This window comes from Amycolatopsis japonica (genome assembly GCF_000732925.1).
Classification (GTDB): Bacteria; Actinomycetota; Actinomycetes; order Mycobacteriales; family Pseudonocardiaceae; genus Amycolatopsis; species Amycolatopsis japonica.
This window is the reverse complement of the sequence record NZ_CP008953.1, coordinates 5,122,483-5,145,697: the sequence shown is the minus strand read 5'-3', so window position 1 is coordinate 5,145,697 and position 23,215 is coordinate 5,122,483. Positions and strand designations below refer to the sequence as shown.

Annotated in this window: 14 protein-coding genes; 7 read left to right on the top strand and 7 right to left on the bottom strand. The window is 69.9% G+C overall.

What is annotated here, in order from left to right; genetic code table 11:
- The first annotated feature begins 3 nt into the window (after positions 1 to 3).
- From AJAP_RS23690 to AJAP_RS23675, 4 genes are read left to right on the top strand one after another with little or no spacing between them, the layout of a single operon-like run.
- Positions 4 to 4,239, top strand: coding sequence for a type I polyketide synthase (locus AJAP_RS23690; protein ID WP_038523739.1), 4,236 nt, complete (start codon positions 4 to 6; stop codon positions 4,237 to 4,239).
- The gene (locus AJAP_RS23685) at positions 4,236 to 4,535 is read left to right on the top strand and encodes an acyl carrier protein (RefSeq protein ID WP_038515308.1); all 300 of its coding nucleotides are present in this window, start codon (positions 4,236 to 4,238) and stop codon (positions 4,533 to 4,535) included. The genes AJAP_RS23690 and AJAP_RS23685 overlap by 4 nt, the downstream gene beginning before the upstream one ends.
- Positions 4,536 to 4,537: 2 nt before the next feature.
- Complete coding sequence (locus AJAP_RS23680) at positions 4,538 to 5,329, top strand: alpha/beta fold hydrolase (protein WP_038515306.1); 792 nt, start codon at positions 4,538 to 4,540, stop codon at positions 5,327 to 5,329.
- Positions 5,330 to 6,472: a glycosyltransferase gene (locus AJAP_RS23675; RefSeq protein WP_038515305.1), complete on the top strand. Its 1,143-nt coding sequence runs from the start codon at positions 5,330 to 5,332 to the stop codon at positions 6,470 to 6,472. It begins immediately after the preceding gene.
- On the opposite strand, the gene AJAP_RS23670 is transcribed toward AJAP_RS23675, so the two are convergent.
- Positions 6,469 to 7,476, bottom strand: a complete 1,008-nt coding sequence (locus tag AJAP_RS23670; RefSeq protein ID WP_228694572.1) for a serine hydrolase domain-containing protein — start codon at positions 7,474 to 7,476, stop codon at positions 6,469 to 6,471. The genes AJAP_RS23675 and AJAP_RS23670 overlap by 4 nt on opposite strands.
- 127 nt (positions 7,477 to 7,603) lie before the next feature.
- On the opposite strand from AJAP_RS23670, the gene ctaD reads away from it, so the two are divergent.
- Both ctaD and AJAP_RS23660 read left to right on the top strand, forming a co-directional pair.
- On the top strand, positions 7,604 to 9,298 hold the full coding sequence (ctaD, locus tag AJAP_RS23665) for an aa3-type cytochrome oxidase subunit I (protein WP_084098712.1): 1,695 nt from the start codon (positions 7,604 to 7,606) through the stop codon (positions 9,296 to 9,298).
- 10 nt (positions 9,299 to 9,308) lie between these two features.
- Positions 9,309 to 9,839 carry a bifunctional nuclease family protein gene (locus AJAP_RS23660; protein WP_038515303.1) on the top strand — a complete coding sequence of 177 codons (531 nt, stop codon included), beginning with the start codon at positions 9,309 to 9,311 and terminating at the stop codon, positions 9,837 to 9,839.
- A 79-nt stretch (positions 9,840 to 9,918) separates the two neighbouring features.
- Here the strand turns inward: AJAP_RS23660 and AJAP_RS23655 are convergent, their stop codons facing one another.
- From AJAP_RS23655 to AJAP_RS23635, 5 genes are all read right to left on the bottom strand, one after another.
- On the bottom strand, positions 9,919 to 15,408 hold the full coding sequence (locus AJAP_RS23655) for an ATP-binding protein (protein WP_038515302.1): 5,490 nt from the start codon (positions 15,406 to 15,408) through the stop codon (positions 9,919 to 9,921).
- Positions 15,409 to 16,210: 802 nt separating this feature from the next.
- On the bottom strand, positions 16,211 to 17,449 hold the full coding sequence (locus tag AJAP_RS23650; protein WP_228694571.1) for an HNH endonuclease signature motif containing protein: 1,239 nt from the start codon (positions 17,447 to 17,449) through the stop codon (positions 16,211 to 16,213).
- A 36-nt stretch (positions 17,450 to 17,485) separates the two neighbouring features.
- The gene (locus AJAP_RS23645) at positions 17,486 to 18,928 is read right to left on the bottom strand and encodes an ArnT family glycosyltransferase (RefSeq protein WP_038515301.1); all 1,443 of its coding nucleotides are present in this window, start codon (positions 18,926 to 18,928) and stop codon (positions 17,486 to 17,488) included.
- 25 nt (positions 18,929 to 18,953) lie between these two features.
- A complete protein-coding gene (locus AJAP_RS23640; protein WP_378414624.1) occupies positions 18,954 to 20,252 on the bottom strand; it encodes a GGDEF domain-containing protein in 1,299 nt (432 codons plus the stop codon).
- 341 nt (positions 20,253 to 20,593) lie between these two features.
- Complete coding sequence (locus AJAP_RS23635; protein ID WP_038515300.1) at positions 20,594 to 21,853, bottom strand: MFS transporter; 1,260 nt, start codon at positions 21,851 to 21,853, stop codon at positions 20,594 to 20,596.
- Between the two features lie 117 nt (positions 21,854 to 21,970).
- On the opposite strand from AJAP_RS23635, the gene AJAP_RS23630 reads away from it, so the two are divergent.
- On the top strand, positions 21,971 to 22,261 hold the full coding sequence (locus AJAP_RS23630; protein WP_038515299.1) for a hypothetical protein: 291 nt from the start codon (positions 21,971 to 21,973) through the stop codon (positions 22,259 to 22,261).
- On the opposite strand, the gene AJAP_RS23625 is transcribed toward AJAP_RS23630, so the two are convergent.
- A complete protein-coding gene (locus tag AJAP_RS23625) occupies positions 22,258 to 23,196 on the bottom strand; it encodes a GlxA family transcriptional regulator (protein ID WP_038515298.1) in 939 nt (312 codons plus the stop codon). The genes AJAP_RS23630 and AJAP_RS23625 overlap by 4 nt on opposite strands.
- Positions 23,197 to 23,215: the final 19 nt, after the last annotated feature.

The following is a 23,215-nucleotide window of genomic DNA, read 5'->3' as shown; positions in this document are numbered from 1 at the left end:
GGGATGTCGGTGCTGTTCCCGGGCGCCCCGGATCTCGACACCTACTGGCGCAACATCGTCGACGGCGTCGACGCGATCACCGAAGTCCCGGCCGACCGCTGGGATCCGGGGTTCTACCAGCCCGACGCCGAACCACGGGCGGACCGGATCTACTGCCATCGCGGTGGTTTCGTCGGTGAACTGGCCGAAGTGGACGTCACCGGCTTCGGCGTGATGCCGTCGTCGGTCCCCGGTACCGAACCCGACCAGCTGATCGCGCTGCGGGTGGCCGCGCAGGCCATCGCCGACGCGGGCGGGGAGCACCGGCTGCCCGCCGACCGGCAGCGGACCGGCGTCATCCTCGGCCGCGGCGGTTATCTGACGCCCGGTCTGGTGCGGCTCGATCAGCGGGTGCGCACGGCCACCCAGGTCGTCCGCACCCTCGGCGAACTGATGCCCGAACTCGGCGGCGAGCGGCTGGAGGAACTCCGCCGGGCCTTCACCGACCGGCTCGGTCCTGAGGCTCCCGACGCCGCGATCGGGCTCGTGCCCAACCTCGCCGCGTCGCGGCTGGCGAACCGGCTCGACCTGCGCGGACCCGCGTACACGGTGGACGCCGCCTGCGCCTCCTCGCTCGTCGCCGTCGACCACGCCGTCCGCGAATTGGCGAGCGGGCGGTGTGACGTCGTGCTGGCCGGTGGCGTGCACCATTGCCACGACGTCACGTTCTGGAGTGTGTTCTCCCAGCTCGGCGCGCTGTCGCGGAGCCAGCGGATCCGGCCGTTCCACGAGGACGCGGACGGGGTGCTGATCGGCGAGGGCACCGGGATCGTCGTGCTCAAACGGCTCGCGGACGCCGAACGGGACGGCGACCGGGTCTACGCCGTCGTCACCGGGACCGGCGTGGCCAGCGACGGCCGGACCGCCGGACTGTCCACTCCGGACACCGCCGGTCAGGTCCGCGCGGTGCGGCAGGCCTGGAACTCCGCGGGGATAGATCCCGCCACGATCGGCCTGCTCGAAGCGCACGGCACCGCGACGCCGGCGGGCGACGCGGCCGAACTGGCGACGATCGCGGAGGTCTTCGGGCAGGAGGACGAGCCGACGGCGGTGCTCGGCTCGGTCAAGTCGATGATCGGGCACACCATGCCCGCGGCGGGCGTCGCCGGACTCGTCAAGGCCGCTTTGGCCGTGTACCACGGAGTCCTGCCGCCGACCCTGCACTGCGAGAACCCGCATCCGGCGCTGGCGGCGACCCGGTTCGAGACGCTCGGCGCCGCGAAGACGTGGGAAACCGACGACCGGCGGCCGGTGCGGCGGGCCGGGGTCAACGCGTTCGGTTTCGGCGGTATCAATGCCCACGTGGTCCTGGAGCAGGCCGCAACCCAGCCCGTCATCGAGGTCTCCGAGCCCGAACGGGTCCTGCGGCTCTCGGCGCCGACCGTCGCCGAGATGGGCTGCCTGCTCGAGCACGACGACGTCCTGAGCGAGAGTGACACCGGTCGCGGCCGGGTCCGGCTCGGGCTCGTCGACCCGACGCCCAAGCGGCTGAACCTGGCCAGGAAAGTGGTCGCGAAGGGCAGACCCTGGCGCGGCCGCAACGACCTCTGGTTCGTTCCGGAACCGCTGCTCGGCGCGGGCGGGGGCAAGCTCGCGTTCGTCTTCCCCGGGCTGGAGAACGAATTCGAGGCCGACGCCGACGACATCGCCCGGCATTTCGGTATCCGCTGGGAAACGCCGGACGTCACCATCGGCGACGTCGGCAGGCACGGCAAGGGCGTGTTCCAGCTGGGCAGGCTCCTCGACACGGCGTTGCGCACACTGCGCGTCACCCCGGACGCGCTCGCCGGGCACAGCCTGGGGGAGTGGACCGCCATGGCCGTCGCCGGGATCCATGCCGACACCGAGGTGGATGCCTTCCTGGCCGGCTTCGATCCGGACGCGCTCAAGGTACCGGGGCTGGCCTTCGCGGTGATCGGCGCGGCCGCGGCCGTGGTCGCCGAAGTCCTCAAAGGACAGTCCGACGTGGTCCTTTCCCACGACAACGCGCCCAATCAGGCGATGATCTGCGGGCCGTCGGAGCTCGTCGACGGGTTCGTGCGCGGGTTCCGTGCGGACGGCGTGATCTCCCAGGTGCTGCCGTTCCGGTCCGGCTTCCACACGCCGATGCTCGCCCCGTATCTCGGCCCGATCCGTGAGGCCGCCGAACGCTACACACTGCATCCGGCGAAACTCCCGGTCTGGTCCGCCACGACCGGGAAGCCCTACCCGGCGGCCGCCGCGGAAGTACGGGACCTGTTCGTCCGGCACCTGCTGGAACCGGTGCGGTTCCGCGGTCTCGTGGAGAACCTGTACGCGGCCGGAGTCCGCGCGTTCGTGCAGACGGGCGCCGGACAGCTCGGGTCGCTGATCGGGAACACCTTGCACGACCGCGAACATCTCGTCGTCGCCGCGCATTCCACGCACCGGCCCGGTCTGCCGCAACTGCTGCGGACCGCGACGGCCTTGTGGGCCGACGGCGCCGATCCGGCGTTCGAACTCCTGCCGGGACAACGCGGCGCGAAACGCGGCCGGACGATCCGGCTCGACCTCGGCGGCGCGCTCGTGTCGCTCGACGAACGTGTCCGGCACGGGTTCCGCCCGTCGGGGGCCGCTACGTCCACTTTGGACAAGATCGGGCAACGGAACCCGCTGGCAGCCGAATTCTCCGGGTTGCTGGCCGACACCGCCGGTCTGGCGGCCGAACTGTTCGCCGCCAGGCCGGCGCCCCGGATCCGGCCGTCGCGCACCGAACTCCGCGTCTCCGTCGAGACGATGCCGTATCTGCTCGACCACTGCTTCTTCAAGCAGCCACCCGGTGCGGATCCCGCCGACTCGTGGCCGGTCGTCCCCGCGACGACGGTGATCGGGCACCTGATGGACTTCGCCGAGCAGGCCGCGCCGGGCCGTCGCGCGGTCGCACTGGAGGACGTCCGGCTGAACCAGTGGATCGCCGCGATCCCCGCGCTGGACGTCCCGGTGACCGTGGTGCCGCAAGGCCCTTCCCGGGCCGGGGTCTCCCTCGGCGACTACTCCAGGGCCGTCATCGATCTGGACGCCGCGTTCCCCGCCGGCCCGCCCGGGCCGTGGACGTTCCCGGCCGCGCGGGAACGCAGGCCGGACTTGCGCGCCGAGCAGCTCTACACCGAGCGCTGGATGTTCCACGGGCCGAGGTTCCAGGGCGTCGAGGAGCTGGTCGCGGTCGGGGATCGCCATGTGCGCGGAGTGCTGCGGACACCGGACGCGCCGGGGGCGCTGCTGGACAACGCAGGTCAGCTGCTCGGGTACTGGATCATGTCGCGGCTGCCCGCCAGGACCACGGTTTTCCCGGTGGGGATGCGGCGGATCCGGTTCTACGGCGAACATCCGTTGCCGGGGGACCGGGTCGACTGCGTCGTCCGCATCGTGTCGGTGACCGACGCGGAACTCGAAGCGGACGTCCAGCTGATCCACGGTGGCCGGGTCTGGGCCGAGGTCGAGGGCTGGCGTGATCGCCGGTTCGACAGCAACCCGGTGATCCGGGCGATGGACAGGCGGCCCGAGCGGGCCACGCTGTCCGAGGCACGCCCCGGCGGCTGGGCGCTGGTCCGCGAGCAGTGGCCGGATCTCGCCACGCGCGACCTGATCATGCGGAACGTGCTCGCCGGGGAGGAAAGACAGGCGTACGCAGACCAGTCGCCGCGCCGGAGACGGGCCTGGCTGCTCGGCCGGATCGCGGCGAAGGACGCCGTCCGGCGTCTCTTGTGGACAGACGGCGCGGGCGACATCTTCCCCGCCGAACTGCGGATCGGGAACGACTCGTCGGGGGCGCCGACCGTCTCGGGCGCCTACGGGAGAAGCCTGCCGGAGCTCACCGTCTCGATCGCCCACCGGGACGCGCTCGGCGTCGCCATCGCCCGCCGAGGGCCTTGCGGGATCGACATCGAAGCCGTCGAAGACCGGCCGGAGAGCACGGTCGCCGCTGCTCTCGGCCCGGCGGAACGTGCCCTGCTCGGCGAGCCGGAAGCGGTGTGGTTCACCAGATTCTGGGCCGCCAAGGAGGCCGTCGCGAAACGGCTCCGCACCGGCTTGCGCGGTGATCCGCGCGCTTTCACCGTCGTCGGCGCGGACGACGGGCGGCTCACCGTGGAGGTGGGCGGTGCCCGGTATCCGGTGTGGCACACCACGATCACCACACCGCTGACGGATTACGTCGTGGCTTGGACGGAGAACGAAGAATGACCACCGAAACCGCGGCGGCCGGGACCGTACTGGCCGACCTCACCGTGATGCTGCGCGAACTGCTCGAGGAGTACGGGCTGGACGACGCCGAGATCGGCCGGGACACGAAGTTCCACGACGACCTCGAACTGGAGAGCATCGACCTCGTGACGCTGTCCGGCCGGCTGCGCGACCACTACGGCGACAGGGTCAACTTCGCCGAGTTCATCGCGGAACGCGAACTGGACGAGATCATCGCGCTGACCGTCGGCGAACTGGTCGACCACGTGGTCGCGTCCCTGGCGGGGAAGGCCTGAGCATGGCGAAGGTCAAGGTCGGCGACCTCGAGGTCCACGTGCAGCGGCTGGGTCCGTCCGACGGCACGGCGCCGGTCGTGGTGTTCGTCCACGGCCTCCTCACCGACAGCCTGGCGAGCTATTACTTCACGCTCGGGCCCGCCTTCGCCGCGCAAGGCATCGACGTCGTCATGTACGACCTTCGCGGGCACGGCCGCACGACGCGGCCCGCCACCGGCTACCGGCTGGAGGAGTTCGTCGCCGACCTCGATGGCCTGCTGACCGCGCTCGGGATCGACCGGCCGGTGCACGTGGCCGGGAACTCCTTCGGCGGCTCGATCGCCTTCGGGCTCGCGGCTTCGCGTCCCGAACGCGTCGCCAGCGTCGTCGCCATCGAGGCGGAGCCACCGGTGCGGGCGTGGATCGGGCACATGGCCGAGGGGCTCGCCGACGCGAAGAACCGGCTCGCGCACGACGAGGTGATCGGCTGGATCGCCGAGAACCACGGGGCGCACACCGCGAGGCTGTCGAAATCCGCCTACAAGATCCTCGCGGCCACCACGCTGGCGGAGGACGTCCCGCTGAGCCGGACCATCGCCGACGACCTCGGGGCCGTCCGCTGCCCGGTGTTCGCGCTGTTCGGCGACCGGTCGGGGCTCTCGGCGCAGGTCCCGGACCTGGAGGCGAACCTCGGCCGCTGCCGCACCGTCGTCCTGCCGGACCAGGGACATTCGGTGCTCGTCGAGCGCACCGCGGAGACGTCGGAACTGATCCTGGGCTGGGTCCGCGAACACTCGTGTGAAACGGCGGCCTGAGTGGGCAGATTCCTCTTCGTCACCCCGCCGCTGACCGGGCATGTGAACCCCGCTGTCGGGGTCGCGGCGGCCCTCACCGCGCGCGGGCACGAGGTCGCCTGGGCTGGGCGGCCTGAGGTCATCCGGCGGCTCGCCGGCGACGGCGCCAAGGTGTTCCCGTGCGCCGTCCCGCGTCGCCTGCCCGAACGCGACGCGAGCCTCAAGGGACCGGCGGCGTTCCGGTTCCTGTGGGAGGAGTTCCTGATCCCGCTGGCCGAGGCGATGGCACCCGGGGTCCGCGCCGCGATCGGCCGGTTCCGGCCGCAGGTGGTGGTCGCCGACCAGCAGGCCATCGCGGGCGGTCTCGTCGCCGACGGGCTCGGCCTGCCGTGGGTCACCTCCGCGACGACGTCCGCGGAACTCGTCGATCCCCTGGCCGGGCTCCCCAAGGTGGCGGCCTGGCTCGACGACCTCCTCGACGGCCTGCGCGCGCGGATCGACGGCGGGCCCGCCGATCCCCGGATGTCGCCGCACGGCGTGCTCGCGTTCACCACCCGGGAACTGCTCGGCCCGGCCGCGTTGCCGAGCCGGGTCCGGCTGGTCGGGCCGTCCATCGGCGGGTGCGCGCCCACCGGCGGCTTCCCGTGGGACCGGCTCGACCCGGCGGTGCCCGCCGTGTTCGTCACGCTCGGCACCGCGAACGCCGACGCCGCCGGGAACTTCCTCCGCGCGGCCGCCCGGGGACTCTCCGACGTCGACGGGATCCAGACCGTCATCGCCGATCCAGGCGGTGCCGTGGGCCCGGTGGGGGACACGGTGCTCGTGGTGCCACAGGTGCCCCAGATGGCACTTCTGGCCCGCATGGACGCGGTCGTCTGCCACGGCGGGCACAACACCGTCTGCGAAAGCCTGTGGCACGGGGTGCCGCTCGTGGTCGCGCCGATCCGGGACGACCAGCCGATCATCGCCGGCCAGGTCGTCGACGCGGGCGCCGGTGTCCGGCTGCGGTTCGGCAAGGCGAAACCCGAACGGATCGCGGCCGCCGTGACGAAGGTGCTGGGCGATCCGGGGTACCGTTCGGCCGCCGAGAAGGTGGGCGCCTCGTTCCGGGAGGCGGGCGGGGCCGCGACGGCGGCGGACCATCTGGAGGAGCTGCTCGGCTAGGAGATCGCGGCCGAGACCTCGTGCAGCAACCGTCCGGCCTCCTCACCCCAGCGGGAGACGATGACGAGGTCGCGTTCGGGATCGACCCACAGCAGGTGCCTGCCGCCGTTCCCGCGGGCACACCGGCCACTCGGCGGAGCGGCCGGGAAGACCCGCCGACGGTCGTTGAGCCACCAGAGGTAGCCGTAATCCGGGTTGTGGTCGCACGGGCTCCAGGTGCGATCGATCCACTCGCGGCTGAGCAGACGGCGGTCGTGGTGCTCGCCGTCGCGAAGGTAGAGCAGGCCGAGCAGGGCGAGGTCGTGGGCGGAGATCCACAGCCCGCCTCCCCAGTGCGCTCCGCCGCTGACGACGGGAACGGCTTCACCGTCGATGTGGGTCGTCGCCCCGCGGTAGCCGTGCCACGACCAGGTGCCGGACGCGCCCATCGGCCCGAGGACGCGGTCCCGCAGCACCGAGGGCAGCGGCCGGCCGAACAGGCGGGTGAGGGCGAGGCAGAGCAGGTTCACCCGGACGTCGTTGTACGCCCACCCGGCGCCCGGCGGGGCGTCCGGCGACGCGCTGCCCGGACCGAGGCTCCCGGCGTCCGCCCACGCCGGTTTGCCCCAGAGTTCACCGTCCCATTGACTGGTCTGCTGCAGCAGGTGGTGCCAGGTGATCGCGCTCGGGCCGTCCAGCTCGGGCATGTCGAGGGTGTCGGTCACCGGCTGGTGGACGTCCGGGATCAGGCCGGCGTCGAAGGCGAGGCCCGCGACGGTCGACACGACACTTTTGGTGGCGCTGAACGCCATTTCCGGCACCTCGGGATCACCCCAGGACGCGACGCGTTCCCCGCGGAAGACGACCACCCCGCTCGCCCCGGAGCCGGGCAGCGCCGGCCCGATCACCTCGCGGTGGGAAACATCGGCCACCTGGGATTCCAGATAGCGGCCCATGTCGTCGATACCCGGCGTGACCCGTGCCCGCTGCGCCGCCGCGGCGGCACAGACGGCGGCGTGATTCATCGGAAGCCCCCTTCACTCACGGTGGCCAGGGTCCTCTACTCGACCAGCCCTTGAAAAGCCCGCGTGTAGGGACTCTCCTGGAGGGGTACCAGCCTTCAGAAGGTGTGTCCTCGTGCTGGGAGTCGCCATGACCGCCGTGAAGCCCTCTCCGCGCCCGGAGGCCGTCCGCTTCGGCGGGCGGATCCGTGCCCCCAAGGGGAGTGTGTTCCTCGGCGTCGTCCGCACCACCGACCACAAGACGATCGGCGTGCTCTACCTGAGCACCTCGTTCGCGTTCTTCCTCATCGGCGGCTTCATGGCGCTGCTGATGCGCGGCGAGTTGGGCAGGCCGGGGATGCAGTTCCTGTCGCAGGAGCAGTACAACCAGCTGTTCACCATGCACGGCCTGATCATGCTGCTGCTGTACGCGACGCCGAATCTCTTCGCCTTCGCCAACTACATTCTCCCGCTGCAGATCGGGTCGCCGGACGTCGCCTTCCCGCGGCTGAACGCGTTCTCGTACTGGCTCTACCTCTTCGGTGGGCTGATGGTGCTCAGCTCGTTCCTGACGCCGAGCGGCGCGCCCGACTTCGGGTGGACGATGTACACGCCGCTGTCCAACGCCGCGCACACGCCGGGAGTGGGCGCCGATCTGGTGATCATGGGCCTGATCGTGTCCGGGCTCGGGACGATCCTCGGCGCGGTCAACATGGTCACCACGATCCTCTGCCTGCGCGCGCCCGGGATGACCATGTGGCGGCTGCCGCTGTTCACCTGGAACATCGTGTTCACCACGATCCTGATCCTTGCCGTCTTCCCGATCCTCACCGCGGCGCTGTTCGGGCTGGAGGCGGACCGGCGGCTCGGCGCGCACGTCTTCGATCCGGCCAACGGCGGGGCGATCCTGTTCCAGCACCTGTTCTGGTTCTTCGGGCATCCCGAGGTGTACATCGTCGCGTTGCCGTATTTCGGCATCATCACCGAGATCGTGCCGGTGTTCAGCCGGAAACCGTTGTTCGGCTACAAACTCATGGTGTTCGCGACGATCGCGATCACCGCGCTGTCGTTCGCCGTGTGGGCGCACCACATGTTCGCCACCGGCGCGGTGCTGCTGCCGTTCTTCTCCATCATGACCTTCCTGATCGCGGTGCCGACCGGGATCAAGTTCTTCAACTGGATCGGCACCATGTGGAAGGGGCAGCTCACCTTCGAGTCGCCGATGCTGTGGTCGATCGGGTTCATGGTGACGTTCCTGCTCGGCGGGCTGACCGGGATCATCCTCGCCGCGCCACCGCTGGACTTCCACATCCACGACACGTATTTCGTGGTGGCGCATTTCCATTACGTGCTGTTCGGCACCATCGTGTTCGCCACCTTCGCCGGGATCTACTTCTGGTTCCCCAAGATGACCGGGCGGATGCTCGACGAGCGGCTCGCGAAGCTCCATTTCTGGACCACGTTCATCGGCTTCCACATGACGTTCCTCGTCCAGCACTGGCTCGGCAACGAAGGAATGCCGCGCCGCTACGCCGACTACCTGAGCACGGACGGTTTCACCCTGTTGCACACCATTTCCACGATCGGCGCGTTCCTGCTGGGCGCGTCGGTGCTGCCGTTCCTCTGGAACGTCGTCCGCAGTTACCGGTTCGGGGAGGTCGTCGAAGTCGACGACCCGTGGGGACACGGGAACTCCCTGGAGTGGGCGACGACCTGTCCGCCGCCCCGGCACAACTTCTTCGATCTGCCGAGGATCCGGTCGGAACGGCCGGCGTTCGAACTCCACTACCCGCACATGGTTCCCCGGCTGCGCGCCGAGGGAAAGGTGAGCCGACCCAGGGAATGAGGTACCGCGCATGATTTCGATGGACGTCGAGGGGATGGCAGTCCTGGCCCCGGAAGCGGCACCGGTGATGCTGCTGCGGGAACGGGAGGGCGAACGCCGCTGGCTGGCGATCACGATCGGCGGCCCGGAGGCCAGCGCGGTGGCGCTCGCGCAGGAACGGATCCGGCCCCGTCCCGGCACGATCGAGCTGATCGGCCAGGTGGTCGAGTCGTTCGGGCACCGGGTCACCGGAGTCCAGGTCACCGCGTTGCGGGACGGCATCTTCTTCGCCGATCTCGTACTCGATTCCGGGATCCGCGTTTCGGCCCGGCCGAGCGACGCGGTCGCGATCGGTTTGCGGGCCGGGGTCGGGATCGAGGTGGCGGACGCGGTGCTGGAGGTCGCTTCGGTGCGGGTCGAGATCGTGGGGGCCGGGCCGGACGCCGAACTGCCGTCGGTGCCGTCCGACCCCGTCGCGCAGGAACGGGAGGTCGAGGAGTTCCGGGCGGCGCTGGACAAGATCGCGCCGGAGGATTTCGGGGATCAGCCGCCCGCCGACTAGCCATCCGATGCCATGAAAGGTCCTTTCCTTGCAAAATTTGCAAGGAAAGGACCTTTCATGGCACTCGTGAAGGGGACGGCTACTGCTTCGCCAGGCCCGCTTCGATCGCTTCGATGATACGCGGCCGCATCTCGGCGGCGCTGATGATCGCGTCCACCGAACCGACCTTCACCGCGCGCTCGATACTGTGCACGCCGTCGAACTCGGACGCGACCGCGCCCAGCTTTTCGGCCCGCACCGACGACTGGACCTCGGCCAGCTCCGCGGCCAGCGCGGCACGTTCGGCACCCACCGCGCCGCTGAGCTTCTCGGTGAGCGACCGCACCCGCTGATCCGCCGCGGTCCGAGCGTTGACCTCACCGGCGAACACGACCGCCGCGGCGGGCGCCCCGCCGAGCACGGAGGCGAACGAGCCTTCCAGCGCCAGCACCGTCATGTTCGGGTTCAGCGCCTTCGAGAAGACGACGAACGCGCCGCCGTGGTACCGCGAGATCACGGTGAACACGATCGGGCCCTCGAAGTTGACGATCGCCCGGCCGATCTCCGCGCCGTACTCCAGCTGAAGCTTCCGCATCGACTCCGGCGAACCGTCGAAGCCGGACAGGTTCGCGAGCACCACCAGCGGCCGGTTGCCGCTGGCCGCGTTGATCGCCCGCGCCGCCTTCTTCGACGACCGCGGGAACAGCGTGCCCGCGGTGTAGGTGTCCGGGCCGTCGGTGGGCGGGAAGCCGCGGCGCGGCACCGAACGCGACTCGATACCGAGCAGGCACACCGGCCGTCCGCCGAGATGCACGTCCTGCACGGCCGCGGTCTCCGCGTCGGCCATACCCGGCCAGCGCTCCAGCACCGGGTGGTCCTGATCCGACAGCGCGCGCATCACGGTGCGGATGTCGAACGGCTTCTTGCGGTCCGGGTTGGCCTCCCGCGAGAAGATCTGGCCGACCGTGGTGAAGTCGCTGTCGACGGCCGCGTGCGGGAACGACGAGATGTCCCGGTCGATCGGGTCGTTCGTGACCGCCTTGCGCGGACCGGACTCGTCCGGTGCCACGTAGGTGTGGTCGTAATGCGACATCAGCACGTCGCGCGCCGCGGCGAGGTTCGGCGCCCAGTACTGCGCCTGGCCGTTCGGGCCCATGACACGGTCGTAGCCGCCGATGCCGAAGTTGTCCTCGGCCGAGACGCCACCGGAGAAGTCGAGGGACTGCTTACCGGTCAGCACCATCGCGGAATCCGGCGTCATCACCAGGATTCCCTTGGTGTGCATGAGCATCGTCGCTTCGGCGTTCCAGTACGGCTGGGCGCCGACGTTGATCCCGGCGACCACGATGTTGATCTCGCCGCCGTCCTGGGTGAAGTGCACGATCCGCTTGAGCGCGGCCGCGACCCAGTCCATGTTCTCGGTACCGGACTCCATCGAGATCCGGGCGCCAGCCGAGAGCGCGTACCACTCCAGCGGGACCCGCAGCCGCTCGGCGAGGTCCAGCGCCGCGATCACCCGCGAGCACTCCGGCTCCGACAGCGCGCCGAGCGCCTTCGTCGGGTCGCCCAGCAGCACCACGCGTTTGACGCCCTCGGGGTGGCGCTCGGTCGGCGTGGTGACCACACCGGCGACGATCGCCGCCTTGTTGCGGCCCTTCTTCCGGTCGACCGGGACGAGGGTGTTCGTGTCGTCCATGTCGTACTCGGTGAACGAACCGAGCATCTCGGTCAGCTCGTACGGGTACACGGTGTCGCGGCGACGGGCGCGCAGCACGTTCTGGCGGTAGTCGTCGAGCGGGAGGATCGGCTCGGTGGTGGGCTCGGACAGCGACATCTGCACGCCGCCGCTCACGTCGTAGCCGATGCGCACGGCGACCTCTTTGACCTCGCCGGTCGCGCGATCGCGCTGCCTGCCGAGGAACTGGACCTCTTCGAGACCCGCGCCCGCCGTCGACGGCTGCACGCGCTGGGCGACCGTGTCGAGCTCTTCGCCGGTGAGCTCACTGGTCGGCCAGACGTACAGCATGATCCGGTTGGTGTCGAAGCGCTTCTTCGGCGGAAGCTTCGCCTGCACCTCGCGGATCGCGTCGAGGCAGCCCGCCAGCGTGCCTTCGACCGCGGGCAGGGCCAGCAGCTTGCCGTCGTTGTCCCGCAACGGGGTCAGGTCGCGGACCTGGGCGAGCGCGACCAGCCGCTGATCCGACGGGTTCATCGGTGAGACGCATTTGAACAGGTAGACGTCCTCGTCACCCGACGGTAGTCGCGTGAGGTCGAAGTTCGCCAGCCGCTGCAACTGCATCCGCTGGGCGATCAGCGGGTGCAGACCGCGGATCAGCCGCTCCTCGCTGAACCCGGTCGAGGACGGGCGGAAGGTGAAGTGGTGGTGCATCACCGCGCCGCCGTGCCCGGCGACCGTGGTGGTGATGCGCCGGATCCGGCTCGGCAACGCCCCGGAGGTGAGGACCTCGCGCAGCCCCGCGGCCATCGCGTCGTCGTCGGCCGACTCGTCGTCCCACGTCAGGTAGAGGTCCGCCTCGACGTCGGTGTCGGCGGGCAGCTGGGCGGCGAGATCGGCGACCGCCTTGATCGCCCCGGGCAGCCCGGCGCGGTCGACGGCGGTGGTGACCATGTGGAACCGCTCGTTGGCGTCGGCGTAGTCACCGGTGACGAAGGTGCATCCGCCGACGGTCACCTGCTGGACGTCGGAGAGTGCGCGGTTGCCGTAGTAGCGGCGGCTCAGCACCTCCAGCAGCGGGCTGTGATCGGTGCCGGGGCGGCCGATCCGCTGCCCGAGCAGGCGGACCAGCGGCTGGGCGCTGGCCAGCATGCTCGCGATCCGCTCGGCGCGGTCCGGCGAATCCGGGTTCAGGTCGAGGTGCCGCAGGTGTTTGCGGACCTCGCTGTACGCCTCGGCGCGGGTGCGGCGCAGCAGCGGCTGGGCGAACCAGCGGAACACGACGCTGCGGGCCAGGTCGCCGACGACCGGGAAGCGGAGCTGGGTGGCGGCGATGAGCTGCTCCAGCGCCTTGCCCGCCGGCTCGCGCATCGACTCGAACGGCTGCGGCTCGGTGAGCCACTGCCGCAGCAGCGCGGTGACGATCGCGACGTCGGACGAGGTGCGCTGCTGGGCGAGGAAGATGCGGAAGACCGCTTCCTCCAGCTCCGGCGTGCGCTCCAGATCCTTGATGCCGTAATGCGCCAGCACCTTCTTGAGCTTGTTCTGGAACGACTCCGACAGCCCGGCGCGTTCGACGTCGAGGCTCTGCAGGTAGGTGTGGAAGAACTCGCGGGCGCTGTGCACCCGGGTGTCCGCCTTGGCATCCTCGCGCATCGGCTTGTTGCGCATCAGCTCGGACAGGTCGGCGAACACGGTCAGCAGTTCGACCTCGCCCTCCAACGGGCGGTCGCCGTTGCCCTCGAGTTCGGCGCGAGCGGCCAGGTACGCGCTGAGCGTGCGGCGCTCGTCGTGCGGGTCGACGTCGAAACCGAGCAGGAGACTGCGCAGATCCTGTTGTCCCCGCGTGATCCGCTGGACCGCAGACGTGCCGTCCGGCTCCGCGGGGAGCTCGATCTCGACGCTGCCGGTGTCCTCGGCGACCTCTTCGCCTTCCTCCGCCACCGGTTCGAGCCGCAGCAGGGGAGCGCCGGTCTCGACCTGGCTGCCGACCGAGACGACGCACTCACGCAGCTTCGCGCGGAACGGCGCGCGGAGCACCGTCTCCATCTTCATGCTTTCCAGCACCAGCACGGGTGCGCCTGCCTCGACCTCGGCGCCGACCTCCAGCGGGGTCGCGACGACGAGCGCGGGCGCGGGGGAGCGGACGACGCCGCCCTCGTCCCGGCTGATGCGGTGGGTGATGCCGTCGACCTCGACCAGGTGGATCGGGCCGTGGGTGCCGGTGACCAGGCGGAACCGGGTGCCGTTGACGGTGATCTGGCCGGTGTGCTCGTCGAACCGGTCTACCTCGACGTCGGCGGGGTGGATGTCGCCGCCGCCCGCCGACACACCGACGCGGAACCGGCGGTGGCCGATCCTGGCGACGCTCACGCGGTACGCGGCGCCGCGCAGCTTCAGGTCGAGCGGTCGGCCGCTCTCGTGCTGGACCTGCGGACGGCCGCCGTGCGCGGTGGACAGGAGCCGCTGACGCTCGACGGCTTCCTCGTCCTCGTAGGCCTCGATCGCGGCGGCCGCGAGCGCGATCGCCGAATGGCGGTGGGTGACCAGCTTGCCTTCACCGCGGACGCGGTCGATCCAGCCGGTGTCGGCGCTGCCGTCGATCACCTCGGGCTGGTCGAGCAGGTCGAGGACGAAGCTCTTGTTGGTCGCGCCGCCCTCGATGATGACCGTGGTCTGCGCCATCGCGCGGCGCAGACGGCCGAGCGCCTCGTCACGGTCGCGGCCGTAGGCGATGATCTTCGCGATCATCGAGTCGAAGTCTGCCGGGATGGTGTCGCCTTCGCTGACCCCGGTGTCGACGCGGATACCGGGGCCGGCGGGCAGGTCCAGACGGGCGATGCGGCCCGGGGACGGCGCGAAGTCGCGGTCCGGGTCCTCGGCGTTGAGCCGCGCCTCGACGGCGTGACCGAACTCGGCGGGCTGGACGCCGTCGAGCTTGCCGCCGGAAGCGACGTGCAGCTGGGCCTTGACCAGGTCCATGCCGGTGGTCAGCTCGGTGATCGGGTGCTCGACCTGCAGGCGGGTGTTCACCTCGAGGAACGCGAACAGCTTGTCGCCGGGGTGGTAGAGGAACTCGACCGTTCCGGCGCCGCGGTACTCGACCGCGAGCGCGAGCCGCTCGGCGGACCGCTTGAGTTCGTCGGCCTGCTCGGGGCTCAGGACCGGGGAGGCGGACTCCTCGATGATCTTCTGGTTGCGGCGCTGCACCGAACAGTCGCGGACGCCGAGCGCCCACGCGGTGCCCTGGCCGTCGGCGATGACCTGGACCTCGACGTGCCGGGCGCCGGTGACCAGGCGCTCCAGGAAGACGACGCCGCTGCCGAAGGCGCGCTCGGCCTCCAGGCTGGTGCGCTCGTAGGCGTCCTTGAGCTCGTCGGCGGAGGTGATGACGCGGATACCGCGACCGCCGCCGCCGGCGGTCGCCTTGAGCATCAGCGGATAACCGATCTCGGCGGCGGCCTTGATGGCGGCGTCGAGATCCGCGACCGCGCCGCGGCTCCAGGGAGCGACGGGCACGCCGACCTCTTCGGCGATCAGCTTCGCGCCGATCTTGTCGCCGAGTTTGCGCATCGCGTCCGCGCTCGGACCGATGAAGGTGACGCCCAGCCGCTCACACAGCTCCGCGAAGGCCGGATCCTCGGCCACGAAACCCCAGCCGACCCAGGCCGCGTCGGCCCCGGTCTCGGTCAGGGCCCGCTCCAGCACGGCGAAATCGAGATAGGGGCGCGCCGACGCGGGCCCGAGGTTGTAGCTGATGTCGGCTTCCCGCACGAACGTCGCCGACCGGTCCGCGTCCGTGAAGAGCGCGACGGTCTCGATCCGCCGTCCGGTCTCCGCCGAAAGCTCGCGGACGGCGTGGATGAGCCGCATCGCGGCTTCTCCGCGGTTGACGATGGCGACACGACTGAACACCGACTGAGCCTCCCAAGTGAGCGGCGCCGTCCCGCTGGATCACGCGCGGGACAGTCTCCTGATACCTGTCTAACAGCCTGCCTCTTACCGGCCGGTACGAGAATGTCGCCGGTGGCGCATGCCGGGGGCCGGGGATTGTAGGAACCCGCCAAAAAGTGTCGTGGAACACCTAGGGGTGGGGCCGGATGACGTCATGAAGTGGACAACTGGCGGCTGGGGTCGCCGATAGGGGTCGGGAGGTGTCACCGGGTGTTCACGCCGGTTTCACCGGGGCGGGCGGGGGTGCTTGGGGTTGGTGTGGCGTTGATGCCGGGTGTTGGGGTGGTCTGGCGGGGGAGTGGCCGTTGTTCGGCGACGGCTGGGGCTCGCTCCGCTTGGGCGGCTTTTGGTGATGTGGGTGCGGCGGTGAGGGGACTTCGGGTCAGGCTGTTGCCGTATTTCGGCAACTTGGCCGCACTCGGTGCTGTGGTCGTTTTTCGGCGAATGCGTGGAGGGAGGTGTGGTCCCGTGCCGTGGCCACTATCGGCAACCCGATGAGTGCAGGTCGCGCACTTGGGGCTGTCGTTTTTCGGCGACGGATGGTTGCCGGGGTGGCGCCGTTGCGTTGTGCGGGGCGCTCCCAGGGGTGGCTCGGGAAGAGGACGCATCCGGGTTCGCGGCGCCGTGGCCATTTTCGGCGACTTGGCCGGTGTCGGTCGCGCGCTCGGTGCTGTCGTCGCTATTCGGCGACGGGGCCGATGGGGCTCGGTGGGGAGGCGGCCGGGTTCGCGACGCCGTGCCGTTGCCGTTTTCCGGCGACGGCTCAGAACGGTGGTGGTTCCTCGCCGCGGGGTTCGTGCAGTGGCGGAGGCGAGCTGTCGTAGCTCTGCCCGGTGGGCGTGGTGATCGTGAGAGTCCCATCAGAACCCAACCGGTAGTTCCAGCCAGGTTCGTCCTTCAACCGATGATCACGGCGGCACAGGTCAATCAGCTCGGTATCGGCGGTGTGGCCGCCGTGTTGCCATGGCAGGGAGTGGTCGAGGTCGCAGGCTTGGGCGACGCGGTGGCAGCCGGGTCTTCGGCACTCGCGATCCCGGACTCGAACGAACTCGTCGAGACCGGCAGTGGGCCGGTAGCGGTCGCGGCCAAGATCGAGAACCTGCCCCGAGAGCGGGTCGGTGATGATCCGCCGCAACACCGTATTCGACCCGCCGGCGATCTCACGGGCCAACGAGGCGGGGATATGGCCATGCCCGGCCATCTCGGCGGGATCATCGTTCAGCCCGAGGTAGGTGTTCAGGTCCATGTAGAGGAACACTTCGGCCCGTTCGCTCTTCCCGCCCTGGCCACCCAGCAAGAGATCAAGGGCGACGTCAGCACGTAGCTGGTCCAGGGTGCGGGTCTCCCCGTCGGCCCGCAGGGCGCGGGCTTCGCGGTCGATCCGCGTATAGGCGGCGGCGACCTTCTCGACGGGCCCGTCTTCGACTTCGATGGAGGCCACGCCGGTGTCGCTCTGCCGGATCGATAGGCGACGCCCGCTCCGATTCCGCTCGGCACGGCGAGAGGCGCCGTCACGGTCGGCCATCATCGCCGCGTGGTTGGCCGCCTTCCGGATCTGATCCGAGTTCCGGTCCGGTATCCGATCTTCCAGGACCGCGTCCACCGCGCGAGCATCGACGTCCGAGAGCCAGGCAGTGGCCGCGGCGACCTTCATCGCCCCGTACCCGCCGACCTTCCCGGCATCCAACAAACCCAACGTACGCGGCAGACGAGTCGTCAACGCCTCAGCCGTAGAGACCAGACCAGCGGCATGACCGTCCACAACGGACAGAGCGAACGCGACCTCCTGCACCACACTGCCAGCACCACCACGATGTCGACTCAACCGATCCAAAGCACGGAACCGAACAGCCTCCAGCCGCGCGATGCCTTCCGAAGCAGCGACGGCGGCATCCACGGCATCGTTGTCCCCCAACGTATCCAGCGAAGCATTAACCTCCCGCAAAACTTCCGACGACGTGATTTCCTTCAAACGCGCCACAGTGGCGTTGAGAGTGTCCACACCCAGAACGTACAACCGACCACCGACAGTTCCGGCTCAGTAGTAGTGCCGCAACTCGCCCCAAAGTACATCCCAAGGCCGAGAAGTCCCATCGCACAAGGAAATCCGCACTCCTTGCTCGTCGTTCTCCACCCCGAGCCCGTTGTCGTGCACCGCGGCCTCGCGACACCCTACGAACCACGTCGGAAGATACGGCCCCACCACGAGCACGGGTCCCGAAGCCGTACCAGGAGGCGGCCCCCAGTCCGCATAGGACATATGCCCCGAGTACACCCCGGGAAGCCCGTAGTACTCCAGAGCTCCCGCCTGTCCGTAGTTCCGCGTGAAGATCACCGCGGTCGACCGCCGCTCAGCCGGGATCTGCTCCCAGACCCGGGTGACCGAAGAAGCCAGCTCGGGCCAGCCCGCCTGCTCACCTTGTTCCTTGTTCACCACCAAAACCGGCGCCAGTGCGGACACCGGCAGCAGAGGCAGTCCGACGATAAGTGAGACCGCGGCACCGAGCACGGCCGACACCGTCGCCCATACGCGACGCGATACCCGGTCCAGTGATCGCAGACAAGGCTCGGCACCGGCCGCCGTGAGCAGCAACAGAAACGGCGCCGAGTAGTACGGCTTTCCACCCGATATCAGCAAAAGAACGCACAGCACCGGATAAGCCGGCGCCAGGGAACGGGCCCAACGCAGCTCCGGATCACGCCAGAGTCGAAGGCCGCCCGCGATCCAGATCGGCACGACCACGGGCGACAGATAGAGGAACTGCATCGGCACGAACAGGATCCGGTTCTCCGCGCCGTCGTCCTCGCTGATCCCGGAAGCCACGGTCAGCAAAGGGAAATCGTGCGCGGCCTGCCAGATCAGGCCTGGGGCGGCCAGCGCGAGCGCGAGCAGGATCCCGGCGGCGAGCCAGCCGCTGCGGAACACGGTCCGCGGGCCGACGGCGAGTACCGAAAGGCCGATCGACGCGACCATCAGCAGGACAAGCCACTTGGCCTCCAGGCCGATGCCGACGACGGCGCCGATCGCGAGCCACCACCGTCCGTCGCCGGTGCGGAACAGGCGCAGGACCACCAGGCCCAGCGCGCTCCAGATCAGCAGATCGACGGTGGCCGTCGACAGCATGTGCCCGTCCACCACGACGAACGCCGCCAGCGCGGTCGTCGCGGCGGTCAGGACCTGCGCGCCACGGCCGCCACCGAACTCGCGGGTGACCAAGGCCAGCAGGACCACCGTCACGGCGGCGCAGAGTGTCGCGGCCACGCGCAGGCCGGCGGGCGTGGCGCCGAAGAGGTCGGTGGAGATCCTCGCGAGCAAGGGCGTCAGGGATGGCTGGTCGACATATCCCCACGCGAGCCGTTTCCCCGCGGCGAGGAAGTAGAGCTCGTCTCGGTGGAAGCCGTATCGCCCCGAAACCAGTGTCAGCACCAAGACCTGGATCGCGACCACCAGACCGACCGGACCCCGGGCGAATCGCTCCATCGCGCCTCCCCAGACGCGGCGAATCCTACTGCGCGGGCGGTGCCAGTTCGACCCTGTTGCGGCCACCCTGCTTAGCCCGGTAGAGCGCGGTGTCGGTGGCGACGAGGAGGTCGTCGACGCTGGTGATGTTGGCCGCCGGGTACAACGCGCCGCCGATCGACACCGTCAGGTCGGTCAGCACGGTGTCGCGATCGGGCAGGGCGACCGAGACCACCGCCACCTGGTGCCGGATCCGTTCGGCCACCTGGCGCAGCGTCTCCTCGCCGTGGATGTCCGGGATGACGATCGCGAACTCCTCGCCGCCCCACCGCCCGCAGATGTCCTGTTCGCGGACCTCGGCGAGCAGGGCGTCGCCGACCGCGCGCAGGACGAGGTCGCCGTTGGGATGGCCGTAGGTGTCGTTGATCGTCTTGAAGTTGTCGAGGTCGAGGAACAGCACGCCGAGTTTGCGGCCGGCGCGGGTGCGGCCCAGCTGTTCCTCCGCCAGCTGACGCCAGCGGCGTTTCGTGACGAGACCGGTGGTGGCGTCGGTGTGCGCGTCACGCCGGTACTGCGTCAGCAGCAGCCCGCGGTGCAGCGCGACCAGCGCGATGACGACGCCGACCAGCACCAGCGGGTTGGCCTGGACGAGGACGACGGCCGTCACGAGGCCGAGGCCGAGCGCGCCCGCCTCGAGGATCTGGTCGCCGAACCCGGAGAACAGTTCGCCGATCGACTTCGGCGGCGACGAGAGCGCGATCGCGACCATCACCAGCACGGTGTTGATCGCCCAGCGCAGGGCCGCGGCCACGATGATGACGGCGAGGTCGCCCAGCCCGGCGAGCAGACCGGAGTCGGGCGCGCCTGGGTAATGACGCATGCCGAGGCTGAGGACGACGACGGCGGCCTGCGTGCCGCAGAGCACCGTCGCGGCGGAGAAGATCCACCGATGGGGGAGGACCGGCCGTTGGTGTGGCCAGATCCGCAGCCATGCGATGGTGTAGGTCACCACGACCATCGCGGCGGCGAGCACCGGAGGCAGCGCGATGACGGCGGCGACGCTCCAGACCGCCTTGGTGTCGACGTAGGCGACTGACGGGGCTCTGTCGTACTCCCGTTGGCGTTCGATCTGCCGGGTGCCCTCGATCGCGATGGCCGCGCACAGCGTCAAGACGCCGAACCGGACGAGATCGGTACCGGTCACCGGGACCAGCCGGGCCGTGGCGGCGGTCGAGAGGACTGCGATGAGATTCACGACCAGGACGTAGGAACGCACAGGTCGCGGCAGGCTCCACAGGTGCCAGGCCTTGAGCCGCCGCCGCGCGCCGCCGAGTCGTCCGTCCACGCACCCTCTTCCGTCGGTGATCTACACCGTAATCGAACCGGGACTGCGACGACCGTCGTTGTCCGGACGATGAGAGTCGTGGCCCCGAATTCCCCCGGACAGCCCAACCGAAACGAGGGAGGTGCACCGATGCAGGACAACAACTGGTGAGTGTTTTGCCGGATAGATCGCTATTTCGAGGGAGGTGAACGACATGCGGGACAACAACTGGACCACTCGGCGTGACAACAACTGGACGTGAGTGATCTCGCCCACGAGCGCGCGGCTTTCGCGAAGGGAGGTGAACGTAGTGCGTGACAACAACTGGACGACCCGTCGGGACAACAACTGGACGTGATGTGTCAGGAACCGTGTTCGCCAACGGGTGTCGTCCCGCCGACCGGCCCCATGGGATCTTCGGATTCCTCAGGGCCGCGGCGGGACGACACCGCCCGTGACCAGCCCACCCCGGCGACGAAGGCGACCACCACACCGGCGATCGCCGCGACGGTGACCACGGTGGTCGGCGCGACGATCTGGGCCAGCAGCCCGGCCGCCGCGATCCCCGCCGCCTGAGCAGCCCGCAGCGCCGCGATCGCGACCCCGATCACCTGGCCGCGATGGGCGGGCGGCGCCGCGAGGCTGTACTGCGTCTGCGTGATCATGTCGTGCGCGGAGAACACCCCCGAGATCGTCCACAGCACGACGATCGTGACCAGTCCCGGAGCCCAGCCGGTCGGGATCAGCACCAGGCTGCTCGCCACCGTCAGCGCGCCCAGCACCCGGATCTGCCGCTCACGCGGGATCCGGCTCAGCAGGATCCCGCCGAGCACCGAGCCGACCGGGTTCGCGGCCAGCAGCCACGGCAACGCGCCCGCGCCGCCCAGTTCGGCGGCGACCGGGACGGCGAGGCCCTCGGGCACGACGTAGAAACCGCAGCAGCAGGCGATGAGCAGCAGCCAGCGCAGCTTGCGGTCGCGCGCCACCAGACGGCAGCCCTCGAGCAGCGACGGGCGTTCGTGATGGGCGGGTGCCGAGGGCGGGAAGCGTTCGAGCCCGAAGCGCAGCATGAGCGCCGAAAGCGCGAACGTTCCCGCGTCGATCAGCAGTGCCCCGGGAACACCGAGGCCGGTGACGACGGCGGCGCCCGCGCCGAAGCCCACCACGAGCCCGGCCTGATACGTGGACGAGATGACCGCCTGGCCGACGACCAGCCGGTCCGGATCGAGCAGATCCGGCAGCATCGCCTGGCGGGCCGCGTGGAACGGCCCGGCCATGAGCTGGACGAGGAACAACAGCGCGGCCGCGGCGGGCAACGGGAGGCCGGGCACCGCCATCAGCGCGATCAGGACCGCGCGGCCGACGTCGGTCACCACCATCACGGTGCGTCGCGAGAACCGGTCCGCGACCCCGCCCAGCGCGCCGCCGAGGAGGTCGGGCACGAAGGTCAGCGCGTACGCCGCCGAAGCCCAGCCCGCCGACGAGGTCCGGTCGAACACCAGCACCGTGAGCGCGACCCTGGCCAGCTGGTCGCCGGCGACCGAGAGCAGATGCGCGAGCCAGATCCGGCGGAATCCGGCGACCGCGAAGACACTGCGGAACGACGCCGCTCGGGCTGGCATGCGCTTCAGGCTGTCGTGAAGCGGCCACTTTGCGCAACCCTCGGAAAAAATCAGTCCGCCATGTCGAACCGCGGTGGGCCCGTTCGACGTGTCTGTAGAGAAGGAACGGAGAATCCGATGTCGCATTCACTGGGCCCGCTGGCGAACAACCTCGCCGCCTACGCCATCTACTCGACCGCGCAGACCGAGATGCGCCACGCCTACAAGCTCATCGAGGCGGGCGACTACCTCGGCGCCGCCGCGGAGATCGAGTCCGCCGCGCACGCCGCCGAGGTGCTCGCCCGAGCCACCTCCGATCTGGACGCCGAACGTTCCGAACGATGGCTCAGAGTCGTCGTCGCGCGGAGGCGGTTCGCCGACCAAGCCCGGGCGCGGGCTTCGGACACCGTTCTGACCCTCGCCGCTTAACGGAAAGCGCGTCGATAGGTGCCCGGGCTGACGCCGGTCGTGCGCTTGAACCGGTCGCGGAACGAGGTGGGCGAACCGAAACCGACTTCGGCGCCGATCCGCTCGACGGCGTATTCGGTGGTCTCCAGCAGATGCTGCGCCTGCCGGACGCGGGTCCGGTGCAGCCACTGCAACGGCGTCGTCCCGGTCTGCTCGCGAAAGTGCCGGATCAGCGTGCGCGTGCTCATCCCGGCGCGCGTGGCGATATCGGCCAGTGTGAGCTCGCGCGCGAGATTTTCCTGCATCCACAACAGAGTCGGCTCCAGCGTCGCGCCACGGGGAGCGGGTGGATGCCGCAACGCGATGAACTGCGCCTGGCCGCCCTCGCGTTCGAGCGCCATGACCGAGAGACGGGCGGCGTCGGCCGCGATCGCGGAGCCGTGGTCCCGCCGGATCAGGTGCAGGCACAGATCCAGGCCCGCGGCGGCGCCCGCGGACGTCAGGATCTGCCCGTTGTCGACATAGAGGACGTCCGGGTCGACGTCGACTTCCGGGTACGCCGCGGCCAGTGCCTCGGCGGCGACCCAATGCGTCGTGGCGCGAAGGCCGTCGAGCAGGCCCGCGGCGGCGAGGATGAACGTGCCGGAACAGATCGAGGCGATCCGCGTGCCCCTCGCGGCGGCCGAGTTCAGCGCGGCGTGGACGGATTCCGGCAACGGCCGGGTCGGCTCGGCGGTGCCGGGGACGATGATCGTGTCCGCCTCGCGCAGCGCGTCCAGCCCCCGCGGCGCGCGCAGGGTGAAGTGCCCGGCGTCGACCTCTGGGTGTTCCGCGCAGACGACCACGCGATAGCCCGCGCTTCCGTCCGCGAGCCGGGTCCTGGTGAAGACCTCGATCGGCGTCGAGAGATCGAACGGGATCACCTTGTCCAGCGCGAGGACGGCGACGGTGTGCATGAACCGCAACGTACCCGCC

Bases quoted from the DNA above. Each gene is read 5' to 3' on its own strand.
- AJAP_RS23690 (WP_038523739.1), top strand. From the start codon at position 4: ATGTCGGTGCTGTTCCCGGGCGCCCCGGATCTCGACACCTACTGGCGC.
- AJAP_RS23685 (WP_038515308.1), top strand. From the start codon at position 4,236: ATGACCACCGAAACCGCGGCGGCCGGGACCGTACTGGCCGACCTCACC.
- AJAP_RS23680 (WP_038515306.1), top strand. From the start codon at position 4,538: ATGGCGAAGGTCAAGGTCGGCGACCTCGAGGTCCACGTGCAGCGGCTG.
- AJAP_RS23670 (WP_228694572.1), bottom strand. From the start codon at position 7,476: ATGAATCACGCCGCCGTCTGTGCCGCCGCGGCGGCGCAGCGGGCACGG.
- ctaD (WP_084098712.1), top strand. From the start codon at position 7,604: ATGACCGCCGTGAAGCCCTCTCCGCGCCCGGAGGCCGTCCGCTTCGGC.
- AJAP_RS23660 (WP_038515303.1), top strand. From the start codon at position 9,309: ATGATTTCGATGGACGTCGAGGGGATGGCAGTCCTGGCCCCGGAAGCG.
- AJAP_RS23645 (WP_038515301.1), bottom strand. From the start codon at position 18,928: ATGGAGCGATTCGCCCGGGGTCCGGTCGGTCTGGTGGTCGCGATCCAG.
- AJAP_RS23635 (WP_038515300.1), bottom strand. From the start codon at position 21,853: ATGCCAGCCCGAGCGGCGTCGTTCCGCAGTGTCTTCGCGGTCGCCGGA.
- AJAP_RS23630 (WP_038515299.1), top strand. From the start codon at position 21,971: ATGTCGCATTCACTGGGCCCGCTGGCGAACAACCTCGCCGCCTACGCC.
- AJAP_RS23625 (WP_038515298.1), bottom strand. From the start codon at position 23,196: ATGCACACCGTCGCCGTCCTCGCGCTGGACAAGGTGATCCCGTTCGAT.